This window comes from Deltaproteobacteria bacterium, from assembly GCA_029210625.1.
GTDB lineage: Bacteria > Myxococcota > Myxococcia > SLRQ01 > SLRQ01 > JARGFU01.
Genome location: JARGFU010000020.1, coordinates 15,548 through 38,566, shown reverse-complemented (window position 1 = coordinate 38,566; position 23,019 = coordinate 15,548). Strand labels below are relative to the sequence as shown.

The 23,019-nt window shown below is 72.6% G+C and carries 25 protein-coding genes; 16 read left to right on the top strand and 9 right to left on the bottom strand.

The features are described 5' to 3' along the window. The 9 genes from P1V51_18150 to P1V51_18110 all read left to right on the top strand — a co-directional run bounded on the left by P1V51_18150 (position 1) and on the right by P1V51_18110 (position 9,565). The gene (locus P1V51_18150; GenBank protein ID MDF1564971.1) at positions 1-630 is read left to right on the top strand and encodes a 3-oxoacid CoA-transferase subunit B; all 630 of its coding nucleotides are present in this window, start codon (positions 1-3) and stop codon (positions 628-630) included. Positions 631-634: 4 nt separating this feature from the next. Beyond that, the gene (locus P1V51_18145; protein ID MDF1564970.1) at positions 635-1,678 is read left to right on the top strand and encodes a hypothetical protein; all 1,044 of its coding nucleotides are present in this window, start codon (positions 635-637) and stop codon (positions 1,676-1,678) included. Beyond that, on the top strand, positions 1,671-2,525 hold the full coding sequence (locus P1V51_18140) for an SDR family oxidoreductase (GenBank protein MDF1564969.1): 855 nt from the start codon (positions 1,671-1,673) through the stop codon (positions 2,523-2,525). Before P1V51_18145 ends, P1V51_18140 begins: the two co-directional genes overlap by 8 nt. 46 nt (positions 2,526-2,571) lie before the next feature. Beyond that, entirely contained in the window at positions 2,572-3,936 is a 1,365-nt protein-coding gene (locus P1V51_18135) for a hypothetical protein (GenBank protein MDF1564968.1), read from the top strand. After that, positions 3,933-5,276 (top strand): outer membrane protein transport protein, encoded by a 1,344-nt coding sequence (locus tag P1V51_18130; GenBank protein ID MDF1564967.1) that lies wholly within the window; start codon positions 3,933-3,935, stop codon positions 5,274-5,276. Before P1V51_18135 ends, P1V51_18130 begins: the two co-directional genes overlap by 4 nt. Further along, the gene (locus tag P1V51_18125) at positions 5,276-7,066 is read left to right on the top strand and encodes an FHA domain-containing protein (protein MDF1564966.1); all 1,791 of its coding nucleotides are present in this window, start codon (positions 5,276-5,278) and stop codon (positions 7,064-7,066) included. The genes P1V51_18130 and P1V51_18125 overlap by 1 nt, the downstream gene beginning before the upstream one ends. 50 nt (positions 7,067-7,116) lie before the next feature. Further along, positions 7,117-8,076, top strand: a complete 960-nt coding sequence (locus tag P1V51_18120) for a pseudouridine-5'-phosphate glycosidase (GenBank protein ID MDF1564965.1) — start codon at positions 7,117-7,119, stop codon at positions 8,074-8,076. Continuing rightward, positions 8,073-9,215 carry an HRDC domain-containing protein gene (locus P1V51_18115; GenBank protein ID MDF1564964.1) on the top strand — a complete coding sequence of 381 codons (1,143 nt, stop codon included), beginning with the start codon at positions 8,073-8,075 and terminating at the stop codon, positions 9,213-9,215. The genes P1V51_18120 and P1V51_18115 overlap by 4 nt, the downstream gene beginning before the upstream one ends. 128 nt (positions 9,216-9,343) lie before the next feature. Continuing rightward, complete coding sequence (locus P1V51_18110) at positions 9,344-9,565, top strand: hypothetical protein (protein ID MDF1564963.1); 222 nt, start codon at positions 9,344-9,346, stop codon at positions 9,563-9,565. 58 nt (positions 9,566-9,623) lie between these two features. Here P1V51_18110 and P1V51_18105 read toward each other — a convergent pair whose 3' ends face one another. The 6 genes from P1V51_18105 to P1V51_18080 form a co-directional block, all read right to left on the bottom strand. Next, the gene (locus P1V51_18105) at positions 9,624-10,346 is read right to left on the bottom strand and encodes a protein phosphatase 2C domain-containing protein (GenBank protein ID MDF1564962.1); all 723 of its coding nucleotides are present in this window, start codon (positions 10,344-10,346) and stop codon (positions 9,624-9,626) included. Further along, a complete protein-coding gene (locus tag P1V51_18100) occupies positions 10,343-11,158 on the bottom strand; it encodes a fructosamine kinase family protein (protein ID MDF1564961.1) in 816 nt (271 codons plus the stop codon). Before P1V51_18100 ends, P1V51_18105 begins: the two co-directional genes overlap by 4 nt. Positions 11,159-11,181: 23 nt before the next feature. After that, the gene (locus P1V51_18095; GenBank protein ID MDF1564960.1) at positions 11,182-11,664 is read right to left on the bottom strand and encodes a low molecular weight phosphotyrosine protein phosphatase; all 483 of its coding nucleotides are present in this window, start codon (positions 11,662-11,664) and stop codon (positions 11,182-11,184) included. A 130-nt stretch (positions 11,665-11,794) separates the two neighbouring features. After that, complete coding sequence (locus P1V51_18090; protein MDF1564959.1) at positions 11,795-12,664, bottom strand: 3-keto-5-aminohexanoate cleavage protein; 870 nt, start codon at positions 12,662-12,664, stop codon at positions 11,795-11,797. A gap of 14 nt (positions 12,665-12,678) precedes the next feature. Continuing rightward, the gene (locus tag P1V51_18085; protein ID MDF1564958.1) at positions 12,679-13,602 is read right to left on the bottom strand and encodes an ABC transporter ATP-binding protein; all 924 of its coding nucleotides are present in this window, start codon (positions 13,600-13,602) and stop codon (positions 12,679-12,681) included. Next, a complete protein-coding gene (locus P1V51_18080; GenBank protein ID MDF1564957.1) occupies positions 13,602-14,498 on the bottom strand; it encodes an ABC transporter permease in 897 nt (298 codons plus the stop codon). The genes P1V51_18085 and P1V51_18080 overlap by 1 nt, the downstream gene beginning before the upstream one ends. A gap of 180 nt (positions 14,499-14,678) precedes the next feature. Here P1V51_18080 and P1V51_18075 point away from each other — a divergent pair, with 180 nt between their 5' ends. The 4 genes from P1V51_18075 to aroF are packed head-to-tail and all read left to right on the top strand — an operon-like array spanning position 14,679 to position 17,980. Beyond that, entirely contained in the window at positions 14,679-15,269 is a 591-nt protein-coding gene (locus P1V51_18075; protein ID MDF1564956.1) for a FliH/SctL family protein, read from the top strand. Continuing rightward, entirely contained in the window at positions 15,266-16,576 is a 1,311-nt protein-coding gene (locus P1V51_18070) for an EscN/YscN/HrcN family type III secretion system ATPase (protein MDF1564955.1), read from the top strand. Before P1V51_18075 ends, P1V51_18070 begins: the two co-directional genes overlap by 4 nt. Then, positions 16,573-16,923, top strand: coding sequence for a hypothetical protein (locus tag P1V51_18065; protein MDF1564954.1), 351 nt, complete (start codon positions 16,573-16,575; stop codon positions 16,921-16,923). Before P1V51_18070 ends, P1V51_18065 begins: the two co-directional genes overlap by 4 nt. A 43-nt stretch (positions 16,924-16,966) precedes the next feature. Further along, the gene (gene aroF / locus P1V51_18060) at positions 16,967-17,980 is read left to right on the top strand and encodes a 3-deoxy-7-phosphoheptulonate synthase (GenBank protein ID MDF1564953.1); all 1,014 of its coding nucleotides are present in this window, start codon (positions 16,967-16,969) and stop codon (positions 17,978-17,980) included. Here the strand turns inward: aroF and P1V51_18055 are convergent. Further along, positions 17,977-19,140 carry a DUF4388 domain-containing protein gene (locus tag P1V51_18055; protein ID MDF1564952.1) on the bottom strand — a complete coding sequence of 388 codons (1,164 nt, stop codon included), beginning with the start codon at positions 19,138-19,140 and terminating at the stop codon, positions 17,977-17,979. The genes aroF and P1V51_18055 overlap by 4 nt on opposite strands. A gap of 72 nt (positions 19,141-19,212) precedes the next feature. Between P1V51_18055 and P1V51_18050 the strand changes: the two genes are divergently transcribed. Then, positions 19,213-20,046, top strand: coding sequence for a redoxin domain-containing protein (locus P1V51_18050; GenBank protein ID MDF1564951.1), 834 nt, complete (start codon positions 19,213-19,215; stop codon positions 20,044-20,046). On the opposite strand, the gene P1V51_18045 is transcribed toward P1V51_18050, so the two are convergent. Next, a complete protein-coding gene (locus P1V51_18045) occupies positions 20,047-21,165 on the bottom strand; it encodes a hypothetical protein (protein MDF1564950.1) in 1,119 nt (372 codons plus the stop codon). A gap of 15 nt (positions 21,166-21,180) precedes the next feature. Beyond that, on the bottom strand, positions 21,181-21,615 hold the full coding sequence (locus tag P1V51_18040) for a hypothetical protein (GenBank protein ID MDF1564949.1): 435 nt from the start codon (positions 21,613-21,615) through the stop codon (positions 21,181-21,183). Positions 21,616-21,866: 251 nt separating this feature from the next. On the opposite strand from P1V51_18040, the gene P1V51_18035 reads away from it, so the two are divergent. Further along, positions 21,867-22,301 (top strand): MaoC family dehydratase N-terminal domain-containing protein, encoded by a 435-nt coding sequence (locus tag P1V51_18035; protein ID MDF1564948.1) that lies wholly within the window; start codon positions 21,867-21,869, stop codon positions 22,299-22,301. 64 nt (positions 22,302-22,365) lie between these two features. Then, positions 22,366-23,019: MaoC/PaaZ C-terminal domain-containing protein (locus tag P1V51_18030; protein ID MDF1564947.1), on the top strand; the 654-nt coding region annotated here is incomplete at its 3' end.

Below are 23,019 nucleotides of genomic sequence, written 5' to 3'. Positions count from 1 at the left end.
ATGCCCTGGAGCAACGACGACATGGCCCGCCGGGCCGCCGACGAGATCGCGCCGGGGATGATCGTGAACCTGGGCATCGGCCTGCCGACCCTGGTGGCCGGCTACTTCGGCGCCGACTCCGACGTCTGGTTCCACAGCGAGAACGGCCTGCTCGGCATGGGCCCCTTCCCCGTGGAGGGGGAGGAGGACCCGCAGCTGATCAACGCCGGCAAGCAGACGGTCACGGTGGTGGACGGGGGCTCGACCTTCGACTCGGCCCTCTCCTTCGCGATGATCCGCGGCAAGCACGTCGATCTGGCGATCCTCGGCGCGATGCAGGTGGCGGCGAACGGCGACCTGGCGAACTGGACGATCCCCGGCGGGCGCACGATGGGCATCGGCGGGGCGATGGATCTGGCCGCCGGCGCGCGCCGGGTGCTGGTGCTGATGAAGCACGCCGCCAAGAGCGGCGAGCCGAAGATCCTCGAGCGCTGCACCTACCCATTGACGGCCGAGGGCGTGGTGGACAGGATCATCACGGACCTGGGGGTTCTGGACGTGGGGCCGGAGGGGCTCCAGGTCGTGGAATGTGCTCCCGACATCTCCCTGGAGGACCTGCGAGCCGCGACCGGAGCCGAGCTGCGCGGGTGATGGCATGACAGCGGTCTACGATCCTCTCGGCAACGCGGCGGACTTCCCCTGGCCCTCCGGCGACCCCCGAGGGTCGACCGAGAAGTGGTACGGCCTCGCGGGGCCGGAGGACGGGAGCTTCGCCTTCTGGTTCCGCTTCACCCTGGACCGCACCGTGGAGGGGGAGCGCGAGGGGAGGATCTGGGCGGGGATCACCGACCGGGAGGATCCCACCGCGGGCTTCTTCGTCAGCCGGCGCCTGAACGCCGACCACGTGTACATCGACAACGAGCCCTTCCTCTACCGGGCGCCGGATGGGCTCGGGGAGATCGGCGACGACCACAACCAGGGCCGGCTCGACTCTCCCCTGGGCGAGATCTCCTGGGACCTGCGCTACGAGCCGGATCCCTTCAGCTGGACCCTGATCCGCAACGCGACCGTCAACGGGATCATGGGGACGCTCGGCAAGACCCGGCACCGCAGCGTCAACGAGTCGCTGCGCGTCGACGGCCACGTCCAGGTGGGCGACCGGCGCTACACCCTCGAGCGCGCGCCCGGCCACCAGGGCCACACGGCGAGCCGGCGGACGGCGCGGGGCTGGACCTGGATGCAGTGCAACGGCTTCGGCGACGGCGAGACCTGCCTGGAGGCGCTCACCATGGGGCCGCTGACCACCCTCTGCCTGCGGACCGAGGGAGAGATCTTCAGCCTGAACCGCCTCCACGATCTGGTGGGCCCGCGGGCGAACCGCGCCGAGGATCAGCTGGGCCGCTGGACCTTCTCCGGAGCGGGGGAGGGCGTGGAGGTCGAGGCCGAGGTGCGGGCCCCCGAGGGGATCGCCTGGCAGCGGGTCTGCTACCGGGATCCGGACGGGACCCTGCGCTACAACGCCCACTGCTCCCTGGCCGAGGTCACGCTGCGCTACCGGCGCAAGGGGCAGGGGGCGTGGAGGACCCTCGAGAGCCGCTGCGGGCGGGTGGAGTGGGTGAGGCCGGAGCAGGTCCTCGCCGGCGACTACCTCCCCGCCGACTGGTCCGCCGACTGGCAGGTCTCCCGGCACGATGGCTAGCCCCTTCCGGCAGGATCTCCTCGCCGACCAGGTGGTGATCGTCACCGGCGGCGCGACGGGCATCGGCGCGGTGATCGCCCGGGAGATGGCCACCCTCGGCGCGCAGGTGGTGATCGCCTCTCGCAAGGAGGAGAAGGTGGCGAGGGCCGCCGAGGTCCTCGCCGAGGAGAGCGGCGGCCGGGTGCGGGGCTTCCCGGTGGACATCCGGGACCGCGACTCGGTGGCGCGGCTCTGCGCCTCGGTGGTGGAGGAGGAGGGGCGGATCGACTGCCTGGTGAACAACGGCGGAGGTCAGTTCTTCGCCCCGGCCGAGACCATCACCCCGGGCGGCTGGGACGCGGTGGTGCAGACCAACCTCACCGGGACCTGGAACATGACCCGGGGGGCGGCTGACGCCTGGATGTTCGAGCACGGCGGCGCGATCGTGAACATCACCATGCTCACCGCCCGCGCCTTCCCGGGCATGGCCCACTCGGTGGCCGCCCGCGCGGGGGTGGAGGGGATGAGCCGGACCCTGGCGGTGGAGTGGGCCGGCAAGGGCATCCGGATCAACACGGTGGCGCCGGGCTACATCGCCTCGAGCGGCCTGAAGCGCTACCCCTTCGGCACGGAGTGGATCCGCGGGCTGCAGACCTTCGTCCCGCAGAAGCGGCTGGGCACCATGGAGGAGGTCGCCTGGGCGGTGATCTTCCTCGCGGGGCCCACCGGGGCCTACATGACGGGGCAGGTGATCACCCTCGACGGCGGCAAGACCCTCTGGGGGGACTACTGGCAGATCGACGACCCCGATCCGCTGCCGGAGGTCCGGCTGCCCTCCGATCCGGGGGAGGAGCCCTCCGAGGGGTAGGGGAGCGGTCGACACGGCAGCCGGGGCGACGATACCCTCTCGATCCATGGGGAGGTCCATCGCTCGCATCTGGCCAGGGCTCGCGCTCACGCTCCTCGTCGTCGCTCTCCTCGGCGCGGCGCCCTGCGGGGCCGAGAACGTCGACGCGCCCGAGCCACCCCCGGTGGAGGAGCTCGGCTGCCTGGCGCCCCACGAGCTCGCGCCCGCCTTCTACGGCATGCTCGCCGCCGATCGCTTCGCCGGTCTGCGGACGGTGATCGAGGAGTCCCTCTCGGCCTGCACGATGAACGGGCAGCCGGCCTCCTGCAACGACCCCCGGGCCGAGACCCCGGCCATGGGGGTGCTGCTGGCCGAGGTCTTCGTCACCCTCATCGACTTCGCCACCGATCCCCCGGAGATCGATCCCGACTCCGGTCCGGGCGATCCCGGCTACTGCGCGCCGAGCGAGGACGGCCTGGCGCGGGTGAACCGCCTCTGCATCGTCCGGCGCGCCCTCGATCGCCTGATCCTCGAGCGCACCGAGACCGGCAACCTGGTGATGCAGCAGGCCTTCCTCGATCTCGGCCCGCTGATCGCCGACATCTTCCGCTACATCGACGGCGGCTTCCCCCAGGTGTCGGGCGACCGCTACGCCGACCTGCCGGTGCTGCGCACGGTGGTCCGCCGCTGCGGGGGGGACGACTTCGTCGGGGTGGTCGACGCCTTCCTGGCCTGGTTCGATCCCCAGAACGCGGGCGCGGCGCTCGACGCGATCCTGCGCCTGCTGCGCAACCCGGACGCCGAGCGCTTCCTCGACTCGATCGACATCCAGAGCGACGTCGGCCGGGACGGCTTCGTGGCGCTGGGGCGCCTGCTCCTCGACATCATCCGCAGCGGCAGCTTCGACCCGGCCGAGCTCGACCAGATGATGAACGACCTGGTCTACCCCTCGGTGGCCTCGACCTACCCGGACAACGGCCTCGAGGGGGACCTGCGCGTGGCGATGGGCGTGCTGATGGACATCCTCGATCCGGCCCGCACCCCCTCGATGGTCCAGCCGATGCAGGGCCTCCTGGAGTGCCACGCCGTGGCCGACCCCGACGACGTGATCCTGGGCATGCTCTACGACCTCTCGGTGGCGGCGAACTCGATCGGCCTCGACGAGCTGGTCGAGACCCTCCAGGCCCTCCTCGACCTGGATCCGAACGGCAGCCTGATGGGGGCGACGCGGGAGATCTTCGGTGACCTCGCCGAGGATCAGGACCTGCGCGACGCCCTGGCCCGGACCATCGACATCCTCCTGATGGAGGAGAACGCCCGGCTGCTCAATCCCCTGGTGGTCGAGGTGCTGGAGAGCCCGGTGCCCGCCGAGGCGGTGGCGATCCTCGACGCGATGCTCGGCGGCTGTCAGCAACAGGTGAACGATCCATGAGATGGCTCCTGCTCCTCCTCGCGGCGAGCGTGGCGATGCCCGCCGCCGCCGGTCCCCTCTCCATCTACGGCTTCAACCCGCGGGCCGTGGCCATGGGCGGGGCCCAGATCTCCGAGGCCGACGACGCCTCGGCCGCCTTCTACAACCCGGCCCTCCTCACGAGCCGCACCCGGGTGACCTTCGGCTTCGGCCTCCAGTACGTGCGCCCGAGCCTGAAGGTCGACGAGCTGAACTACCACTTCGACGACGACGAGGCGCCGGTCTTCCCCCAGGACTTCGCCCAGTACACCCTCGGCATCCTCTTCCCCCTGGGGGGGAAGGTGAAGAACCGGATCTCGCTGGGGGTCGCCCTGACCCTGCCGCACGGCTACATCGTGCGGATCCACACCGTCGACTCCCCCAAGCCCTCCTTCTACCTCTACCAGGCCAGCGCTCAGAAGCTGGTGATCATCCCGGCCGTCGCCGTTCGCCTGGGTGACTTCGCCTCGGTGGGGGTGGGCCTCCAGGTGCTCGCCCGCTTCGGCGGGGACACCACTGTCGCCGTGGACCTCTTCTCCCGGCAGGTCCAGCAGCGCGAGATGGTCATCTCCCTGCGCACGACCGAGGCGCTCGTCGCCGGCATCACCGTCGGCCCCTTCGCGGGCTTCACCGCGGGGCTGGTCTTCCGCCAGGAGATCGGCCTGGAGTACGAGGTGCCGGCGAACATCGTGATGGAGGACATCGGCAACCTCGACCTGCGGCTGCAGGGGACGGCCCTCTGGTCGCCGCACGAGCTCGGGATCGGGCTCTCCTGGGAGGTGCCCTCGACGAAGACCCGCATCTCCGCCGATCTCACCTACGGCGTCTGGCAGCGAGCGCCGAGCCCGGAGGTCACCGTCGTGATGGACACCGGCGGCCCCATCCTCGACGGGCTGGGCCTGGGGAGCGTGCTCGATCTCTGCTCGGATCGTCTCCTCGAGTCGACCACCGGGGGCGCCACCGCCTGCGTGCCGATCTCGCCGGGCTTCGTGGACAACCTCACGCCCCGCCTCGGGGTGGAGCACCCCTTGAGCGAGAACCTCTGGCTGCGCGGCGGCTACGCCTACCGGCCCACGCCGGTGCCCAACCAGGTGCACCGCACCAACTACCTCGACGCCTCGACCCACGTCCTCTCCGCGGGGCTGGGGATCACCTTCGACGATCCCCTGGCGGTCTTCCAGCGGCCGGTGACCGTCGACCTCGCCGGGCAGGTGATGCTCCTCTCGACCCGCGAGGTGGACAAGGGGAGCGACGGGGTCATCGACTACACCTTCGGCGGCACCCTCTACCAGCTGGGGCTGGCCGTCCGCTACGAGTTCTGATGCCGGCGATCCTGGTGGCGTCGGGTCCCCGCGCGGGGACGAGGGTGGAGGTCACGGACGGCCTGGAGATCGGCCGCTCGGCCGGCTGCGGGATCCGCATCCACGACGACCGGGCCAGCCGGGTGCACGCGCGGGTCCTGATCGACGAGGGCGAGGTCATCCTCGAGGACCTCGGCTCCCGCAACGGGACCCTCCTGAACGGGGAGCGGGCGACCGGGCGAAACACCCTTCGTCCCGGGGACCGGATCCGCATCGGCCGCACCTTCTTCGTCTACGAGCCTCGCACCCGCCTCCACCCGGCGCGCTTCTCCGGGGGCCTCCTCCTCCTCGACGACGAGATCGCGGTGGTGGAGAGCGAGCCGGTCGGCGCCGAGCGGCCGGGGCGGCGCTGGGAGGACGAGCTGCGCGCCGCCTCCAGCCGCCTCCAGGCGATGCGCAGCGAGATGGGCGTCGCCGGCGTCCTCGCCGAGGAGGCGATGCGCCTGGTCCACGCCCGGGGCGTCGCCGTGCTGCAGGTGGACGACGGGAGCGGCGCGGTCTCCCCGATGGTGATCGTCGGCCTGCCCGGCATCGCCCTGCCGGCCACCCTCTTGCGGGAGACCCTGGACGAGCGGCGCCTGGTCCAGAAGGTCGTCGACCGGGGCCCCTCGAGGGCGGTGCGCGATCAGGAGCACCAGCCCGCGACCCGGGCCCGCCTCCTCCTGGCTCCCATCGTCGACGCCCGCGGCGCGCAGGGCCTGATCCTCGCCGAGTGCAACCTGGAGGAGGAGTCGCCGCGCGCGGGCGCGGCCCTGGCGACCCTCGCCGCCCTCGGCGGGTTGGCCCTCTCGGGGGTGGCCGAGCGCGAGCGCTGCCGGCTGCAGGCGGACTTCCTCCGCCGGGGGATCGATCCCGAGAGCCCGACGCTCCTCGGAGACAGCGCCGCCCTGCGCGGGGTGGCGCAGGAGGTCCTGCGCATCTCGAGCGGGGGTGGGGCCCTCTGGTTGAAGGGAGAGCCGGGCACCGGGCGCACCCTGCTGGCCTGCCTGGCCCACGAGCGGCACCCCGGCGCGGCGCGACCCCTGGGCCTCTTCTCGCCGCGGCCGGGCAGCGATCCGGCGGCCGTGCTCTTCGGCAGCGAGGGAGGCGAGTCGATCGTCCCGGGGCTCCTGGAGCGCTGCCGGGGCGGCAGCTGCGTCGTGCGGGGCTTCGCCGGCCTGCCGGTTCCCCTGCAGCGCCGCCTCCTCGAGGTGATCGAGCAGGGCACCGGGGTCCGCGAGGCCGGCCAGCGGCCGGTGGATCTGCCGACCCGGCTGATCCTGCTGGACGAGCAAGGCGAGGGGGCGCCCGATCCGCCCCGGGCGATCGTGCGGAGGCTGAAGGCAGCCGGGGTCTCGGCCTCGCGGGTGCCCCCCCTGCGCGAGCGCGACCTCGACGTGGGGGGGCTCTTCGAGGCCTTCCTCCGGGCCGAGGCCCTCTCCCGCGGCCGGGAGGTGCCGTCCTTCGGCCCGGCGGTCCACCGGGCGCTGCGGGAGCGGCGCTGGCCCGGGAACCTGCTGGAGCTCCAGGCCTTCGCGGCGGCGGCCCTGCGCGCCACCCCGCGGGGCGAGCCGCTCGTCCTCCCCTCCACCAGCACGGAGGAGGGTGAGAGCCCGTCCGGTGGACAGCTCTCCGAGCGGGTCGAGGCCCTGGAGGTCCGGGCGATCCGGGCGGCGATGGAGGCCGAGGGAGGGCGCAAGGCCCGGGTGGCGCGGCGGCTGGGCATCTCGCGGCCGACCCTCGATCGTAAGCTGCGACGCTACGATCTGTAGCCATCCCGCACCTTGGGGGATGCAGTGGCGCCTGATAGGGTGCGCCTCCCATGAGCATTGCCTCCACGCCTCCCATCGTCGTCAGCCCAGAGGTCCGGGAGGCCCTCGCCGAGGGCCACCCCGTCATCGGCCTGGAGTCGGTCGTCCTGACTCACGGCCTGCCCGCGCCGGAGAACTCCCAGTCGGCCTGGCGAGCGGCCCGCGCGGCCCGCGAGGCCGGCGTGGTCTCCGCGACCATCGGGGTGATCGACGGCAAGATCCGGGTGGGGCTGCACGACGAGGAGCTCAAGCGCCTCGCGGACCCCGAGGCGCCCTGCGCCAAGCTGGGCGTGCGCGACCTCGCGGTGGCCATGGTCAAGGGCCTCACCGGTGGCACCACGGTCTCGGCGACGGCCTGGATCGCGTCGCGGGTGGGCATCCGGGTCATGGCGACGGGCGCCATCGGCGGCGTGCACCCGGGCTGGAGCGAGCACGGAGACGTCTCCAGCGATCTCATCGTCCTCTCCCAGGCGCCGGTGGCGATCGTCAGCGCCGGAGCGAAGGCCGTCCTCGACCTCCCCGCGACCCTCGAGCGGCTCGAGTCGCTCGCGGTCCCGGTGGTGGGGCTGCGGACCGCGGAGTTCCCGGGCTTCTACTACAACGAGACCGGGCTCCCCCTGGAGCTGGTGGCCGAGGACGAGGCCGAGGTGGCGCGGATCTTCCGGGCCCACCGGGCCATCGGCCGCAAGGGTGGCCTGCTGGTCGCCAACGAGGTGCCCCGGGCCGTCGCGCTCGAGGCGAGCGAGGTGCAGGGCGCGGTCGAGGCGGCCACGGCCCGCGCCCGCGAGGAGGGCGTGCACGGAAAGGCCCTCACGCCCTTCCTCCTGGAGTCCCTGCGCGAGCAGCTCGGGCCCGGCGCGGTCGCCGTGAACCTGGCGATCCTCGAGGCCAACGCCCGGGCCGCCGCGAACCTCGCCTGCCACGTGGCGCGGGAGGTTCCACCGCCGCCGCTGGGGCAGGAGGGAGCGTGAGCGAGGGCCACGAGCCTCGCTTCATCGCCGACGATCGTGAGGTGGAGCGCCTGGCGGCTCGCTGGAAGGCGGGCACGGTGCTCGGCGTCGACACCGAGTCCGACGCCTTCTACGCCTACCGGGAGAAGCTCTGCCTCCTGCAGATCGCCGACGAGCAGGGCATCTACCTCATCGATCCCCTCGCCGTCGATCTGCAGCTGCTGAAGGCCCCCTTCGAGGATCCGGGGGTGGAGATCGTCATGCACGCGGGCGAGAACGACGTCCGCCTGCTGCGGGCGAGCGCGGGCATCGCCCTCACCGGCCTCTTCGACACCCAGGGGGCCCGGCTCATCCTCGGCGGCGACCAGGTGGGCCTGGCCGCGCTGGTCGAGGAGCACTTCGGCGTGAAGCTCTCGAAACGAGAGCAGCGCTCGGACTGGAGCCGCCGGCCGCTGAAGTCCGCGCAGCTCCGCTACGCCGCCGCCGATGTCGAGCACCTCATCGAGCTGCGCCGGATCCTCGGCGCCCAGCTCGAGGCCGCGGGACGCTGGGAGGGCGCGCGTCGCCTCTTCGAGCGGATCATGGCCACCCGCCCTCAGGAGAAGCGCTTCGACGAGCAGGGCTTCTACAAGATCAAGGGCTACGGCGGGCTCGATCCTGCGGGGCGCGCGATCGTCCGGGCGCTCTACCTCGCGCGCGAGGCGCGGTCCGAGAGGATCAACCGCCCTCCCTTCATGGTGCTGGGCAACGACGTGATGGTCCGGATCGCCCGCGCCCGCCCGGAGAGCAGCGATGCGCTGGGCAAGGTGGGCGGGATGCCGAAGGCGAGCCGGCAGCGCTTCGAGAAGGGGATCCTCGAGGCGGTGCGCGTGGGCCTCCAGGATCGTGAGCCGCCACCGCCCCGCCGACCGCGGCCGCCGCGGCGGCCCTCGAGCGGCAACGGGGCGATCCTCGATGCTCTCCTGGCGTGGCGGCAGGGCAAGGCAGCGGAGCTCTCGGTGCAGGTGCAGGTGATCGCCACCGCCCGCGACCTCGAGCTGATCGCCGAGCAGCGGCCCGGATCCCTCTCCGATCTGCGTGATCTTCCCGGGATCGGCCCGAGATGGGTCGAGGAGTGGGGAGGAGAGGTCCTGAAAATTGTAGAGAAATCAATTTCTTGACGCACCGCGTCGAAGAATTTGACAGGGCTGATTCAAACCTCCTATAAAGCCGCCACTCACCGGGGAAGACACACCGCGTCGAGCCCTCGCCGGCGCCTTCACCAAGCGGAGTCACGATGAACCAGCCCATGCCCAACCCGATCCCCCTCACGAACGTCATCAACTCCGAGTCCCGGACCGGCTCCGAGTCCGTGCGGAACCTCTTCTGCCCCGAGTACGAGGGCTGCCTCAACCTCGCCGTGAAGCGCGGCTGGCCCTCCTTCAGCTGCCAGGAGTGCCCCCTCTTCGCCGGGCAGATGAACACCTGGGACAACCAGATGACGGGTTACGCGACTCAGCGCCTGCTGTAGCCGCCCTCGACGCCGCTGGCGTCACTCGCCGCAGGCCTTCGTCGCCGGATCCCGGAGATCAGGAGACGAAGGCCACGGCAACGCTCACGTTGTCATGGCCACCCGCGAGGAGGGCCATCTCCACCAGCGTGAGCACCGCCTGCTCGGGATCGGGCGCCTCGTGGAGCGCCAGCCCGAAGACCTCGGCCGGTACCATGTCCGTCAGGCCGTCGGAGCAGACGAGGATCCGGTCCCCGGGCTCGAGATCCCGGCGGGCGTGCTCGAGGACGAAGCCCTCGGCCATGCCCACGTGAGCCGCGAGGAAGCGGATGCCGCCGTCGACCACCACGTGGTCCGAGGTCAGCTGCTCGAGGATCTCCTCGCGCAGGAGGTAGCAGCGCGAGTCTCCACAGTGGAAGACGTGGAGCTCACCCTCGACGAGGTGCGCGGCGACGACGGTCGTCCCCAGGCCGGTCTTCTCGGGGTCGCCGGCGCCGATCGCCAGCACCTCCCGGTGTGCGCGCTCGAAGGTCGCGGCCAGCGCCCGGGCGAGCTTCACCCCGCGATCCCCTCCCGGATCGGGGAGGTCCTCCTCCCGGGGGAAGGCCGCGATGAGCTCCACCACGTGCCCGGAGGCCTCCTCGCCGGCGGGGTGGCCTCCCATGCCGTCGGCGACGCAGAGGATCCACCCGGCGTCGTGCTCGTCGGGCTCGACCACCACCAGCCGATCCTCGTTGTTCTGGCGCTCGCGGCCGACGTCGGAGCGCCCGGCGGCCTGGATGGTGAGGGGCGACCGCGTCATGCCCAGCGCCGCGCCGTCTGCTCCACCGAGGCGCGGTAGCCCCCGCCGAAGAGGAGCAGGTGGTTGAGGAGGTGGTAGAGGTTGAAGAGGCTCACGCGCTCCCGCGCGCCCGGGGCCAGGGGCCAGGCGCTCTCGTAGGCCGCGTGGAAGGCGGCCGGAAGTGAACCGAAGAGGGAGGTCATGGCGAGATCGGCCTCACGGTAGCCGAAGTGCGCCGCGGGGTCGATCAGCGCGATCTCTCCGCTGGCGCAGGGGTGCACGTTGCCGGTCCAGAGATCGCCGTGCAGGAGCGCCGGGGGCTCGTCCGGGAGCAGCTCGGGCAGCCGCCGCGCGATCGACTCGAGCGCCTGGAGCGTTCGCCGATCGAGGCCCCGCTCGTCCCGGCAGGCGCGGCCGAGGTGGAGGAGGCGGCGCTCGGCGAAGAAGGTCGGGCCGTCGGCCATCCAGCCGTTGGGCTGCGGCGTGCGCCCGATGAAGTTGTCCGCCGCGAAGCCGAAGCCCTCCGCGCTCTGCCGGTGCAGCCGGGCCAGCGCGTGGCCGAAGTGCTCCCAGTCTCCCTTCGAGGCCCGGCCCGCGCCCAGATCCTCGAGGGCGAGGAAGCGCTCCTCGACCGCGAGCACCGCCGGCACCCTCGGTCCCCCGGCGGCCCCGAGCGCCGCGAGCCCCTCGGCCTCGGCCGGAAAGAGGCCGGGCGGCGCGCCGCGCGCCTCCTTCACGAAGATCGAGCGGCCGTCGGCGAGCTGGAGGCGGCGGGCCTCGCAGATCGAGCCTCCCCCCACGGCCCGGGAGGCCCGCACCGGCGACCCCAGCAGCTCCCCGAGGTGCTCCTCGAGGGTCAGGGGAGCTCCCCTCGCTGGTGGGCGTCGAGCATCGCCGCGCAGGTGCGCTCGACGATCCGGTAGACCTCCTCGAAGCCGTCCTCGCCGCCGTAGTAGGGATCCGGCACGTCGGCCGGGCCGCTGGCCTCGGGATCGTAGTCGCGGAAGAGGCGCAGCGCCGCCTTCACCCGCCGGGGCATCCGGCGCTCGAGCTCACCGAAGCGCGCCCGGTCCATCGAGAGGATCAGGTCGAAGTCGGCGAAGTCCTCCTCCTCGAAGAGCTCGGCCCGGGTGGACATCGGCACGCCGTGGCGGGTCGCGGCGGCCTGCATCCGGGGATCGGCCGGCTGGCCGAGGTGCCAGTCGCCCGTGCCCCGCGACTCGATCTCGATCTGATCCTCGAGGCCTCGCGTTCGCACCATCTGCTGGAGGACGGCCTCGGCCAGAGGGGAGCGGCAGATGTTGCCCAGGCAGACGAAGCAGATCCGGAAGGGGGCCATGCGTGGCTTGCTAGCACGGTCGACTCGAGGGTCCAATCCTGCCGGCTTCGAGCTACGAGCTACGAGCTACGAGCTTCGAGCTGGGCGCGAGCAGTAGCAGGCTCGCAGCTCATAGCTCACAGCTCGCAGCTCATCGCCCTCGCAGCCCCAGGATCTCTCTCGCCTCGTCGGGAGAGGCGACGCGGCGGCCGGCCTCCTCGGCGACGCGGGCGAGGACCTCGACGAGGGGGCCGTTGGAGTCGGCGCGGCTGCCGTCGGGGAGGTAGAAGGTGTCCTCGAGGCCCGTGCGCAGGTCGCCGCCGGCCTCCGCGGTGTGGCGGTGGAGGTCCCAGACCTCCTGGCGGCCGATGGCGATGACCTGCCAGTGGGTGCCCTCCACCATCTCCTCCTGGAGCAGTGGCAGCCACGAGGCCTTGGCCGGCATCCCCGAGGCCACGCCCATCACCAGGGAGACGTGGGGCGGGCTCGGCACCAGGCCCCGGCGGGCGTAGAGGGCGACGCTGCGCAGGATGCCGGTGTCGAAGCACTCGCACTCGGGGACGATCCCGTGCTCCTTCATCACCGCGGCGAAGCCCTCGATCTTGTCGACGGGGTTGTCGAAGAGCAGGGGCGGCCAGGCCCACTCGTCGTTGGCGCGCAGCTTCAGGTAGTTCAGCGAGCCGGCGTTGAGGGCGGCCATCTCCGGCTTCACCCGCTCGAGGCAGGCCAGGGGAGCGGCGATGTCCGGCCCCATCACCCCGGTGCTCATGTTGATGATGAGGTCCGGGACCTCGGCGAGGATGGCGTCGCAGACCGCCGCGGCGACCTCGGGATCCCAGGAGGGCAGGCGGCCCATGCCGGGCTCCTGCATCCGGAAGTGGCAGTGGACGATGGAGGCGCCGGCGTCCCGGGCCCGGCGCGCCTCGGCGGCCATCTCCACGGGGGTCACCGGGACCGAGTGCCGGGCGGGGTCGGTGAGCACACCGGTGAGAGCACAGGTGATCACGGCGGCGTCGCGCATGAGGGCCTCCTCTTTCAGGTGATCTCGAGGACCCGGCGCTCGAGGCCCCGGCCCTTGCGGACGGCCTCGATCCGCGCGCCGGCGCCGATCAGCGCCTCGAGCACGGTGGTGGTGAGGTGCGTCTCGCCCGGCTCGTCGCCGAAGGTCACCGTCAGCTCCCGCACCTTCACCTCGAAGCTCGCGCTCTTCACCTGCGGGAGCTTCTCGACGGCGGCGGCGAAGCGCTCGCCATCCACGTCGGCCAGCACGATCACCACCTCGCGGTCGGCGGCGGAGAGGGTCGCCATGCTCCCGGAGGTCAACACCTTCCCGCGATCGAGGATCGCGGCGTGATCGCAGAGGTCCTCGAGCTCGTAGAGGTTGTGAGAGGAGATGAGGATCGTCGACTCGCCGCGCATCTCGCGGATCAGGTTGCGCAGGTGGTGGGCGTTCTTCGGATCGAGGCCCGCGGTCGGCTCGTCGAGGAGCACCAGCTCGGGCTTGCCGAGGAAGGCCTGCGCCAGGCCGACCCGCTTCGCCATGCCGTGGGAGAGAGTCAGCGCCCGGACCTTGCTCCACTCCTTGAGCCCGACCAGGGCGAGGGCCTCCTCGGCCGCCACCTTCGAAGCGGGCCGGGAGAGGCCCTGGAGCCGGGCGAAGTAGCTCAGGCTCTGGATCAGGGAGGTGTTCGGCGGCAGCGACGCATCCTGGGGGAGGGCGGCGAAGCGGCCCTTGAGGCGGTGGATCTGCCTCGGGTCCGTGCCCAGCACCTCGACCCGCCCGCTGTTGGGCCGCAGCCACCCGCTCACCAGGGAGAAGGTCGTGGTCTTACCCGCGCCGTTGGGGCCGATGAGGCCGTACACCGAGCCGACGGGGATCTCGAGGCTGACGCCGTCGACCGCCCGCAGGCTGCCGAAGCGCTTGACGACCTCCTCGAGGCGGAGCGCGAGCGCGGACATCAGACGTCCCTCCGCTTCAGCACCAGCCAGGCCGCGCCGCCGAAGAGCAGCGCGATGAAGAGGAAGACCCCGGTCCCGAGGAGCTGATCGCCCAGGCGGTGGGAGAGGAGCAGGCCGTTGTAGTGCCAGGGCAGCACGTACTTCAGGAAGTCGAAGCTCTCCCAGAGGGTCATCGCCAGCAGCACCAGGGTCGCGAAGAAGGTGGCCAGGCTGGCCATGAGGGCCTGGTAGGAGAAGCGGAAGAGCGAGGAGAGGAAGGCGATGATCGAGACCCAGGCCAGCGCCAGAGGGAGGGTCAGGGCCCAGAAGCGCAGGACGTAGACCAGCGCCGAGGAGAGCTCGAACTCCACCAGCCGCACCTGGGCGTAGGTCACCAGCAGGAGGTTGGTGACCACCGTGATGGCGGTGATCAGCACGCCGTTGGCGAGGATCTTCCCGAGGAGGAGCGAGGTCCGGCTGGCGCGCAGGAGGGTGTAGCGCGCGGAGCGGTACTGCAGCTCGGCCGAGATCTGATCGTAGGTCATCAGGACGATCAGGAAGGGCAAGAGGAGGATGTTCACCACGAAGAAGATCAGGACGATCAGGGGGCAGCCCAGGAGGTAGTCGGCCTGGGCCTCCGCCTCGCTCTCGTCGCTCATCACCCACTCGAGCGCGCCCACCGTCGCCTTGCGCTTCGCCTCGGTCTTCTCGGCCTCGGCCTGCTCGGGGCTCATGCCGAACTTCTCGGCCGCCTCCATGGCCATCTGCTCGGTGCGGGCCGCGGCCTCCACCATCAGGGCGCCGCCGCCGAGGGTGAGCAGCGCGTAGATCAGGAGGAAGGCCAGGGCCTTCGTCGTCCTCACGGAGTGACGTAGGTCCTGCTCGGCGACGATCAGGGTCTCGCGAAGGGCCTCCACGGCCCAGGGTTGTCGGCGGTGGTGCGGGGGCACGTCAAGGCCTCCGGGCCGCCCGGGTGCGGTCCGGCAGGCGGACCCCAGGTCCGGCGTGCGGTCTCGCGTCCGGGTTCCGGCGCCCCGGGAGGGGGCCAGGAGGGGGCCTGGAGGGGGCTGGCACGCATCCTGGAAGAGGGGAGCACCATGGGTGAACCTGACTTCTCCTGCCTGCTGCGCCTCGAGGGGCCGATCGTCCCCGCGCACCTGCTGGCGGCCCGGGACCGGGCGGCCGAGCTGCTCGAGGAGGCGCAGCAAGAGGCCGACCGGATCCGCGCCACGGCGCGGGACGAGCTCGAGGCGCTCCGGGCGGAGGAGCGGCGACGGCTGCGCCGCGACGCCGGGCGCTGGCTCGCGCGCCGCCGGGAGCGGCTGGCCCGGGCCGATCATCTCCGGCGGATCCGCCTCTGCCAGGCCGCCGCCGAGGCCTGCCTCGCCGTCGCCGAGCAGGTGTGGCGGGAGATCCCGGCCGAGCGCGGGCCACTGCTGCGGGCGCTCGCGCGGGAGGTCCACCGGCGGGCGCCGCCGGGGGCCGAGATCCAGCTGCGGGTGCACCCCGCGGACCGGGCCGCCCTGGAGGGCGAGGGCGAGGTGCGCGTGGACGCCTCCCTCGCGCCCGGCGATCTGGTGGCCCGCCTCCCCGGCGGGGGCCTCGACGCCCGGGTCGAGACCCGGGCGGGCCTGGCCCTCGACGCGCTCGCCGGCGCGCTGGGCTTGATCCGGGAGGAGCCCGCGTGAGCCGCGACCCGCTGCGCGAGACCCTCGGGCGCCTGCGCGGCGCCGCCGGCGCGCTCGAGGGCCTGCCCCGGCTGCGGCCGGAGGGGAGCCTGCTGGCGCTCCGGGGGCAGCACGCCCGGGTGCACCTGCCCGGGGCGCAGCTCGGGGCGAGCGCCGCCGCCGGCGCCGGGAGCGAGGTGGAGGGGGAGGTGGTCGCGCTGCGCGGAGACGAGGCGACCCTCCTGCTCCGCGGGCCCGCCGCCGGCCTCGAGATCGGGGCGCCGGTCCGCCTGCGGGGTACCCCGGTCCCGGCGGCGGGGCCGGCGCTCCTGGGCCGGGTCATCGACCCCCTCTGCCGGCCCCTCGACGGTGGGCCGGCCCTCGATCGTCGCGGCCTCACCCCGGTGCGATTGGACGCGCCCCCGCCGGTGGCCCACGCGCGGCGGCCGGTGGACGAGCCCCTCTGGACGGGGGTGCGGTCGATCGACGCCCTGTGCACCCTGGGGCGCGGCGGGCGGGTGGGGCTCTTCGCGCCCGCCGGGACCGGCAAGACGCGGCTGGTCGCGCGGCTCGCCGCCGGGCTGGAGGCCGAGGTGGTCGTGCTCGCGCTGGTGGGAGAGCGGGGCCGGGAGCTCGAGGAGCTCCGCCGCGGGCTGCCGGCCGAGGCGCGGGCGCGCACCCTCATCGTCGCCGCCACCGGCGCGGCCCCGGCGCACCAGCGGGCGCGGGCGCTCCCCCTGGCCACGGCGCTGGCCGAGCACTTCCGCCGGGAGGGCCGGGAGGTCGTCCTCCTGGTCGACTCCCTCACCCGTCACCTGCGGGCGGAGCGGGAGATCGCCCTCTCGGCCGGGGAGCCCCTCGGGCCCGCCGGCTACCCGGCCTCGGCCCTCGCCCGCCTGCCCCGCCTGCTCGAGCGCGCCGGGAACGACGCCCACGGAAGGATGAGCGCGATCTACACCGTCCTCGAGGAGGGCTCCGGCCTCGAGGAGGAGCTCCGCGGGCTCCTCGACGGGCACCTCGTCCTCTCGCGGGAGCTCGCCGAGCGCGGCCACTACCCGGCCCTCGATCCCGTCGCCTCCCTGAGCCGCCTGGCCCAGCAGGTGGCCGACGAGGAGCACCTCCGGGCCGCGCGCCGGCTGCGGCGCTGGGCCCGCCTCCAGGAGGAGCGCCGGGAGCTGATGGTGCTCGGCGCCTGGGAGCCGGGCCGGGATCCGGAGGGCGACGAGGCTCTGGCGCGCTGGCCCGGGATCGAGGCGCTGCTGCAGCAGGAGGGGGAGCCCGCCGGTCCCGGGGCGCTGCGGGAGGCGCTCCTGCGGGTGGCGGCGTGAGCGCGCGCCGGACCCTCGCCCGGAGGCGGGTGGACGAGGCCGCCGAGGCGATGGCCCGGGCCGCGGGGGCGCAGGCCTCGGCCCGGGCAGGGCTCGAGCGCTCCCTCCGGGAGGAGGCGGCGGCCCGGGCGGCGCTCGCGCGGATCGCGGCGGCGGGCTGGCGGGGCGTGGTGGCCTCGAGCCGGGCCCGCGCCTCGGTCCTGCGGCAGGAGCTCGAGGCGGCCGGCAGCGAGGTGCGGCTTGCGAGGGCGGCGCTCGGGGTGCATGAACGGGAGGCAGCCGGGGCGCGCCGCCGGTGGTTGCGGCTTCGGCGGGTGTACGGCCGTCTGGCCGGAGAGGTAGGGTAGCGCGCCTCGAAGGCCGGACCGAAGCGCGAACAGCGAGGACAGCATGCTCATCGTCATGGCCCCCGGGGCCACCCCCGAACAGATCGACGCCGTCAGCCGGAGAGCCGAGAAGCTCGGCCTGCAGGCCCACCCCATCCCCGGCGAGCGGCGCACCGCCATCGGGCTCACCGGCAACAAGGGCGCCATCGATCCGACCCCCTTCGCGGATCTGCCCGGCGTGACCGACTGCATCCCCGTCTCCCGCCCCTACAAGCTCGTGGGCCGGGACATGCGGCCCGAGGGCACGCGGATCGAGTGCCGGGGGACGATCATCGGCGGGGGCGAGTTCACGATCATGGCCGGCCCCTGCTCGGTCGAGTCCCGCGAGCAGACCCTCGGGGTCGCCCGGGAGGTGGCCGCCGCCGGCGCCCACGTGCTGCGGGGCGGCGCCTTCAAGCCGCGGACCAGCCCCTATGCCTTCCAGGGCCTGAAGGAGGAGGGGCTCGCGATCCTCGCCGAGGCCCGGGAGGAGACGGGCCTCCCGATCATCACCGAGGTGAAGGACACCGAGACCCTCGAGGTGGTGGCCGCCACCGCCGACATCCTGCAGATCGGCGCCCGGAACATGCAGAACTTCTCCCTCCTCGAGGCGGTGGGGGACGCCGGCCTGCCGGTGATGCTCAAGCGGGGGATGTCGGCGACGATCCAGGAGCTGCTGATGGCGGCCGAGTACGTCGCCAGCCGCGGCAACACCCAGATCATCCTCTGCGAGCGCGGGATCCGGACCTTCGAGACGGCGACCCGCAACACCCTCGACCTCTCCGCGGTCTGCGTGCTGCAGCGCGAGTCCCACCTGCCGGTGATCGTGGATCCGAGCCACGCCACCGGGGTGCGGGAGCTCGTCGCGCCCATGGCCCGGGCCGCGCTCGCCGCCGGCGCCGACGGCGTGATGGTCGAGGTCCACGGGGCCCCGGCCGACGCCCTCTCGGACGGCCCCCAGGCCCTCACCCCGGCCGACTTCCGGACCCTGGCCGCGCAGCTGAAGGCGCTGCGCGCCGCGCTCGCCGAGGCCTCCTAGGCCGGCTCCTCGAGCACCACCACGCCGGTGGCCAGGAAGCGCTTGACCAGCTTCAGGGCGTCGAGCTCGCGGATCGGGCTGACCCGGATCACCTGGCTCAAGGTCCGGGTCCCGTCGAAGCGCTTCATCAGGTAGCGCTCGGCCGGGCCGAGGCTCTGGGGATCGAGCTGCCGGGGGTCCCTCACCAGCCGCGGGCAGCGGGGCTGCACGAGGAGCTCGTCCCGCAGCCGGGTGAGGAGGAGGAGCTCGGCCTCCCGCAGGGCGGTCTGCGCCGTGGCGTCGGTCGGCTCCAGGGCGGTGGCCCGGCGGGCGACCGTCTCCGCCTCGTCGAAGCGCCCGGCCTCGAGGAAGGTCTTCACCTGGGCGAGGAGGGAGCCGAGGTCGGCGGCCGCCCCCATCACGTCCGGGATGGCGTCGAGGTCCACCACCTCCACCTCCACCTCGTCGAGCTCCGGGGCCTCGACGGGCGCCACCACCCCGAGGCGGTAGAGCGAGAAGAGGCGCTGGTAGAAGGCGAAGGGCGTGGCGTGGAGGTGCAGCGCGATGCCGTCGATGGACTCGCCCTGCTCGGCGTACTCCAGGATGCGCAGATCCAGCGGGTTGTTGTGGTCCGCGGCGAGGGCGGCGCGATCGACCCGGAGGAGGTCGGTGCCGCGGGGGAAGACCTGGCGGATCGACTCCCAGGCGGTCCGGCGGAAGTCGGCCTCCTCCTCGATGTTGGCCAGCGTCACCGCCACCTGCACCCCCGGGCCGAGGTCGGGCACGACGTCCTGCTGGAAGAAGAAGGTGCCGTAGGTCCACTCGGTGAGGGAGAGGACCGTCTCGCGGATCTTCAGCTGCAGGACGGCCTCGAGCTCGGGCTCGCTGACCAGATCGATCATCGTGAGGATCTTGCCGAGGTAGACCGTGGTCTGGCGCTGGGTCTCGAAGGCCTCGTCGAGCTGCTGCTCGGTGACGTGACCGAAGTTGATCAGGAACTGCCCGAGGTACTCCCGGGCGTCGTTGGAGGAGGCCAGCACCGCCTGGCCGTCGATCACCACGAAGCTCTTCTCGTTCGGGCCCTGGGCGCAGCGGATGGTCCCCTTCAGCCCCTTGCCCACGACGAAGCGCAGCAGCTCCGCCAGTGACATCGTTCGCAGATCGCCCTGGAGCCCCACCATCGCCGCATCATCCACCGGGGGGCCCGTCAGCGGCAAGCGAGGCCCGCTACCCCCGTGGTAGGTTGCCGCCCGATGATCCGCCTCGATCTCTACACCAAGGACGACTGTGGCCTCTGCGAGGAGATGAAGGCCGTGATCGAGGAGGTGGGCCGCGAGATCCCGCTCCGGCTGGTGGAGCACGACATCACCGCCGATCCCGAGCTCTTCGAGCGCTACCGGCTCGAGATCCCGGTCCTCCACGTGGACGGCCATCGAGCCTTCAAGTATCGTCTCGACGCCCCGGCGCTGCGAGCACGTCTGAAGCGCGCTGGGGGAGCGCGAACGATGGACACCGTGAAGCTACAGCCGCTGATCACCCCCCGGGATCGCCTGGTCATCCTCCTGGTGGGCCTGGTCCTCGCCCTGGCGCCGGTGGGCGAGAGCATGGCCCGCTGGCTCCTCGGACCGGTGCAGCCGATCCCGGTGGAGCTCAACGGGCTGCACATGGATCAGCTCGCCTCCGAGTTCACCCTCAAGGATCTCACCGGCACCCCGGTGAGCCTGACGGACTACCGGGGCAAGACCGTCTTCGTGAACTTCTGGGCCACCTGGTGCCCGCCCTGCGTCGAGGAGCTGCCCTCCATCCTGCGGCTGCATCAGGCCCTCGAGCAGAGCGGCTTCGTGGTGCTGGCGATCAGCGAGGACGACTCGGTGGGCGACGTGCGGAAGTTCTTCTCGGGCAACCTGCCGCCCTTCCCGGTGCTCATGGACGAGGGGCAGAAGGTGACGCGGGCCTGGGGCACGGTGAAGTTCCCCGAGACCTACGTCGTGGACCCCGACGGCCGGGTGGTCGCGAAGTTCATCGGGCCGCGGGACTGGGCCTCCCCCGCCTCGGTGGACTACTTCCGCACCCTCGTCGGCGGCTGATCAGTGGCGCCGGCGCCGGCTGGTGGGGAGGTCCTTCAGGGAGACCACCGCGCCGATCCCCGCCACCGTCCAGGCGACGAGGTGCATGAAGAGGCCGTAGCCCGGCCCCGGCGTGACCCCGTGGGGATTTCCCACCATCACCTCGCCGCCGCTGGCCGCGGCGCCCAGGCTGATGACGCTCCAGAGGAGCCCCGCCCCGCAGGTCCCGACCACGGCCAGGGCCAGGGTGCGGGCCTTGTCGGCCGCGCCCGGCTGGGTGAGCCGGTACCAGTTGATGCCCAGGGCGGCGACGGCCAGGAGGAGGCCCACCCAGCCCATGCCGACCAGGCCGATGGTCTCGTCGGCCACGCCGGCCGGGGAGACGTCGATCCGCCAGGGAAAGAGGACGGTGAGGGCGGCCAGGGAGGCGCCGATGATGGAGACCTTCTCGGTGGCCGGTAGGCCCATGAAGCTCTCCCAGAGCTTGCGGGCCATGGCCTCGTAGTCGTCCATCATCTGGGAGGAGGTGTCGAACTCCAGGGCGCCGCGAACGCCCCCGGAGCCTCCGGGATCGGTGCCCGGGGAGACGGCGGGGGAGGGTGACCCTCCGCGGGCGCGTCCGATGGCGCCGCCGCGGGAGCGCCCGGCCTGCGGGGCGGCCGCGGCGGGCTCGGGGGCGGGCGCCGGCTCCTCGCTCACGTACTTGCGGTAGTCGAACTCCTCGCGCGCCGGCTTCGCGGCGGGAGGAACCCACGGCTCCTCTTCCTCCTCGTACTCGTCCTCGTATTCGTACTCCCCGTCGTCCTCGGGGACCTCGGGCACGGTGGCCCGGGCGGCGGTGGGAGGCTCGTCCACCTCGTCGCCGCGGCCCGGGGGCCCGGCCGGCGCGCCGCCGACGTAGGTGCCCGCCTCGCCGGAGTCGAAGTTCTCGGTCCCCTCGTCCCGCCCCAGGGAGTCTCCCGCGTCGAAGATCTGGGTGCCGGGCTCGCCCCGCGGCGCCGCCGCGAGGCCCGGGTCGGTGCCCTCGTCGTCGAATTCCGGCGCATCCTCCCCCAGGAAGGAGGGATCGATGATCGCATCACAGGCGTCGCAGATCGCGGTGCCGTCGGGCTGCTCGCTTCCACACTCCGGGCATTGCATCGGCGGTATTGTAGCCTAGAAGCGGTGCTGACAGTGGAGGCAGACGTCCCCCGGTTCACCGAAGAGGTTCTCCAGCTCCCGCTGGCAGCCGGGGCAGACGAGCACGAAGACGTGACCGCACCAGTCGCAGCGCTCACCGGGCGCGCCGGTGACGTTGCGGAGCACCGAGCTGCAGCCCGGGCAGGTGACGCCCGCCTTGGGCGCCTCGCCTGGCAGCGGGCGCTCCTTCCAGCCCGCCTCTCGCAGGATCGCGAGGGCCTCGTCCCACTTCCGGGCGAAGCTCGCGTCGGGGGCGAGGTCTCCGCTGGCCTGGAGGTGAGCCAGCAGGCCGGAGAGGGTCTGCTCCAGGGTCGCCACCAGGTCCTCGAGCAGCAGCACCCTCGTCTGCAGATCAGCCTGCTCGATGGCGAAATGATTGTTGAGGGCGGTCTGCTGGCTCTTCTTGGACATGGTGGGTCGAGCGTCGCACGGGGTCCGCTGGCCGTCAATTGGGCCCATAGGGGCAGAATTTGGCATTTCCGGGGCCCCCGGGGGTCCCCGGCCCCCAACATGGACGCTTGATCGGCCCGCGTAGACCGGTAGTCTGTGGCGCGCAGCGCCGGGATCGGGCCTCTGCCCGGGCTGCGGGGGAACGCGGGAAGTGCAGGAGTCACCCGCGCCAACCGGGGCGAGGCCGGCCATTGGGTGGCCAGGAGGGTCAGATGCTCGATCGCAGGCTGGTGGGTCGGACGACGACACCGGGGAGGAACCTGGTGGAGCGGGGCGCGGTGAGGCGCTTCGCCGATGCGCTCGGAGAGGACAACCCCATCCACCGCAGCGAGCGCGCGGCCCGGGCGATGGGCTATCCCGGCATCGTCGCGCCGCCCACCTTCCCGGTCACCTTCGAGGCGGGCTCCGATCTGCGCGAGCTGCTCGGGGTGGCGAACGGAGAGGTGCTCCTGGCGGAGCAGGTCTTCGAGTACGAGCGGCCGATCGTGGTGGGGGAGACGATCCTCGTCACCCACCGGATCGACGAGATCTCCAGCCGGGACGGGATCAGCGGCGCCATGGAGCTCGTGGTGATCTCCGAGACCGGCCGCCTGACCTCGGGCGAGGTCGTCTACCGGGGCCGCCACCAGCTGGTGGCCAGGGTCTAGAAGGAAGGGAAGGGTCGGAGCGGACATGCAGGACAATCACCGCAGGTACTGGTCGGAGCTGAGCGTGGGAGACACGCTCGAGACGCTGACCTCGAGGCCCATCGATCGAGTGCAGATCGTCCGCTACGCGGCGGCCTCCGGGGACTTCGACCCCATGCACATCGACGAGATCGCCGCCCGGGAGGCGGGGATGCCCAGCGTGCACGCCCACAGCATGATGGCGATGGGCTACGCCGGCCGGATGGTCACCCGCTGGCAGGGGGCGGGCAGCCACCTGGAGCACCTCTCGGCCCGCTTCATCAAGATCGTCTGGCCCGGAGACCAGATCGTGTGCCACGGACGGGTGGCGGAGCTCACCCACGAGGAAGGCTGCTACTGCGCCGGCCTCGAGCTCTGGGGCGAGAACCGCAAGGGTGAGCTGGTCTTCAAGGGCAGCGCGCGGGTGCGGCTCTTCCACAGCGTCGAGGACGAGGCGAGGCAGGCCCGGGGCGAGGGGCCGGTGGTCCTCGGCCGGGCCAGCAGCGAGTCCCTCCAGGATCGGATCGGGGCTCCGATGGCCCGGTCCCGGAAGCGGCAGCCCCGGGCGGGCGCCGGGGGAGCAGCCGCGAAGGCCGCCAAGAAGCCGGTGAAGAAGGCCGCCGCGAAGGCCGCCAAGAAGCCGGCGAAGAAGGCCGCCGCGAAGGCCGCCAAGAAGCCGGCGAAGAAGGCCGCCGCGAAG

What these genes read in the sequence shown, in the direction of transcription:
- P1V51_18150 (MDF1564971.1), top strand. Translation starts at nt 1, where the DNA reads ATGCCCTGGAGCAACGACGACATGGCCCGCCGGGCCGCCGACGAGATC.
- P1V51_18145 (MDF1564970.1), top strand. Translation starts at nt 635, where the DNA reads ATGACAGCGGTCTACGATCCTCTCGGCAACGCGGCGGACTTCCCCTGG.
- P1V51_18140 (MDF1564969.1), top strand. Translation starts at nt 1,671, where the DNA reads ATGGCTAGCCCCTTCCGGCAGGATCTCCTCGCCGACCAGGTGGTGATC.
- P1V51_18135 (MDF1564968.1), top strand. Translation starts at nt 2,572, where the DNA reads ATGGGGAGGTCCATCGCTCGCATCTGGCCAGGGCTCGCGCTCACGCTC.
- P1V51_18130 (MDF1564967.1), top strand. Translation starts at nt 3,933, where the DNA reads ATGAGATGGCTCCTGCTCCTCCTCGCGGCGAGCGTGGCGATGCCCGCC.
- P1V51_18125 (MDF1564966.1), top strand. Translation starts at nt 5,276, where the DNA reads ATGCCGGCGATCCTGGTGGCGTCGGGTCCCCGCGCGGGGACGAGGGTG.
- P1V51_18120 (MDF1564965.1), top strand. Translation starts at nt 7,117, where the DNA reads ATGAGCATTGCCTCCACGCCTCCCATCGTCGTCAGCCCAGAGGTCCGG.
- P1V51_18110 (MDF1564963.1), top strand. Translation starts at nt 9,344, where the DNA reads ATGCCCAACCCGATCCCCCTCACGAACGTCATCAACTCCGAGTCCCGG.
- P1V51_18105 (MDF1564962.1), bottom strand. Translation starts at nt 10,346, where the DNA reads ATGACGCGGTCGCCCCTCACCATCCAGGCCGCCGGGCGCTCCGACGTC.
- P1V51_18095 (MDF1564960.1), bottom strand. Translation starts at nt 11,664, where the DNA reads ATGGCCCCCTTCCGGATCTGCTTCGTCTGCCTGGGCAACATCTGCCGC.
- P1V51_18090 (MDF1564959.1), bottom strand. Translation starts at nt 12,664, where the DNA reads ATGCGCGACGCCGCCGTGATCACCTGTGCTCTCACCGGTGTGCTCACC.
- P1V51_18085 (MDF1564958.1), bottom strand. Translation starts at nt 13,602, where the DNA reads ATGTCCGCGCTCGCGCTCCGCCTCGAGGAGGTCGTCAAGCGCTTCGGC.
- P1V51_18075 (MDF1564956.1), top strand. Translation starts at nt 14,679, where the DNA reads ATGGGTGAACCTGACTTCTCCTGCCTGCTGCGCCTCGAGGGGCCGATC.
- aroF (MDF1564953.1), top strand. Translation starts at nt 16,967, where the DNA reads ATGCTCATCGTCATGGCCCCCGGGGCCACCCCCGAACAGATCGACGCC.
- P1V51_18055 (MDF1564952.1), bottom strand. Translation starts at nt 19,140, where the DNA reads ATGGTGGGGCTCCAGGGCGATCTGCGAACGATGTCACTGGCGGAGCTG.
- P1V51_18050 (MDF1564951.1), top strand. Translation starts at nt 19,213, where the DNA reads ATGATCCGCCTCGATCTCTACACCAAGGACGACTGTGGCCTCTGCGAG.
- P1V51_18045 (MDF1564950.1), bottom strand. Translation starts at nt 21,165, where the DNA reads ATGCAATGCCCGGAGTGTGGAAGCGAGCAGCCCGACGGCACCGCGATC.
- P1V51_18040 (MDF1564949.1), bottom strand. Translation starts at nt 21,615, where the DNA reads ATGTCCAAGAAGAGCCAGCAGACCGCCCTCAACAATCATTTCGCCATC.
- P1V51_18035 (MDF1564948.1), top strand. Translation starts at nt 21,867, where the DNA reads ATGCTCGATCGCAGGCTGGTGGGTCGGACGACGACACCGGGGAGGAAC.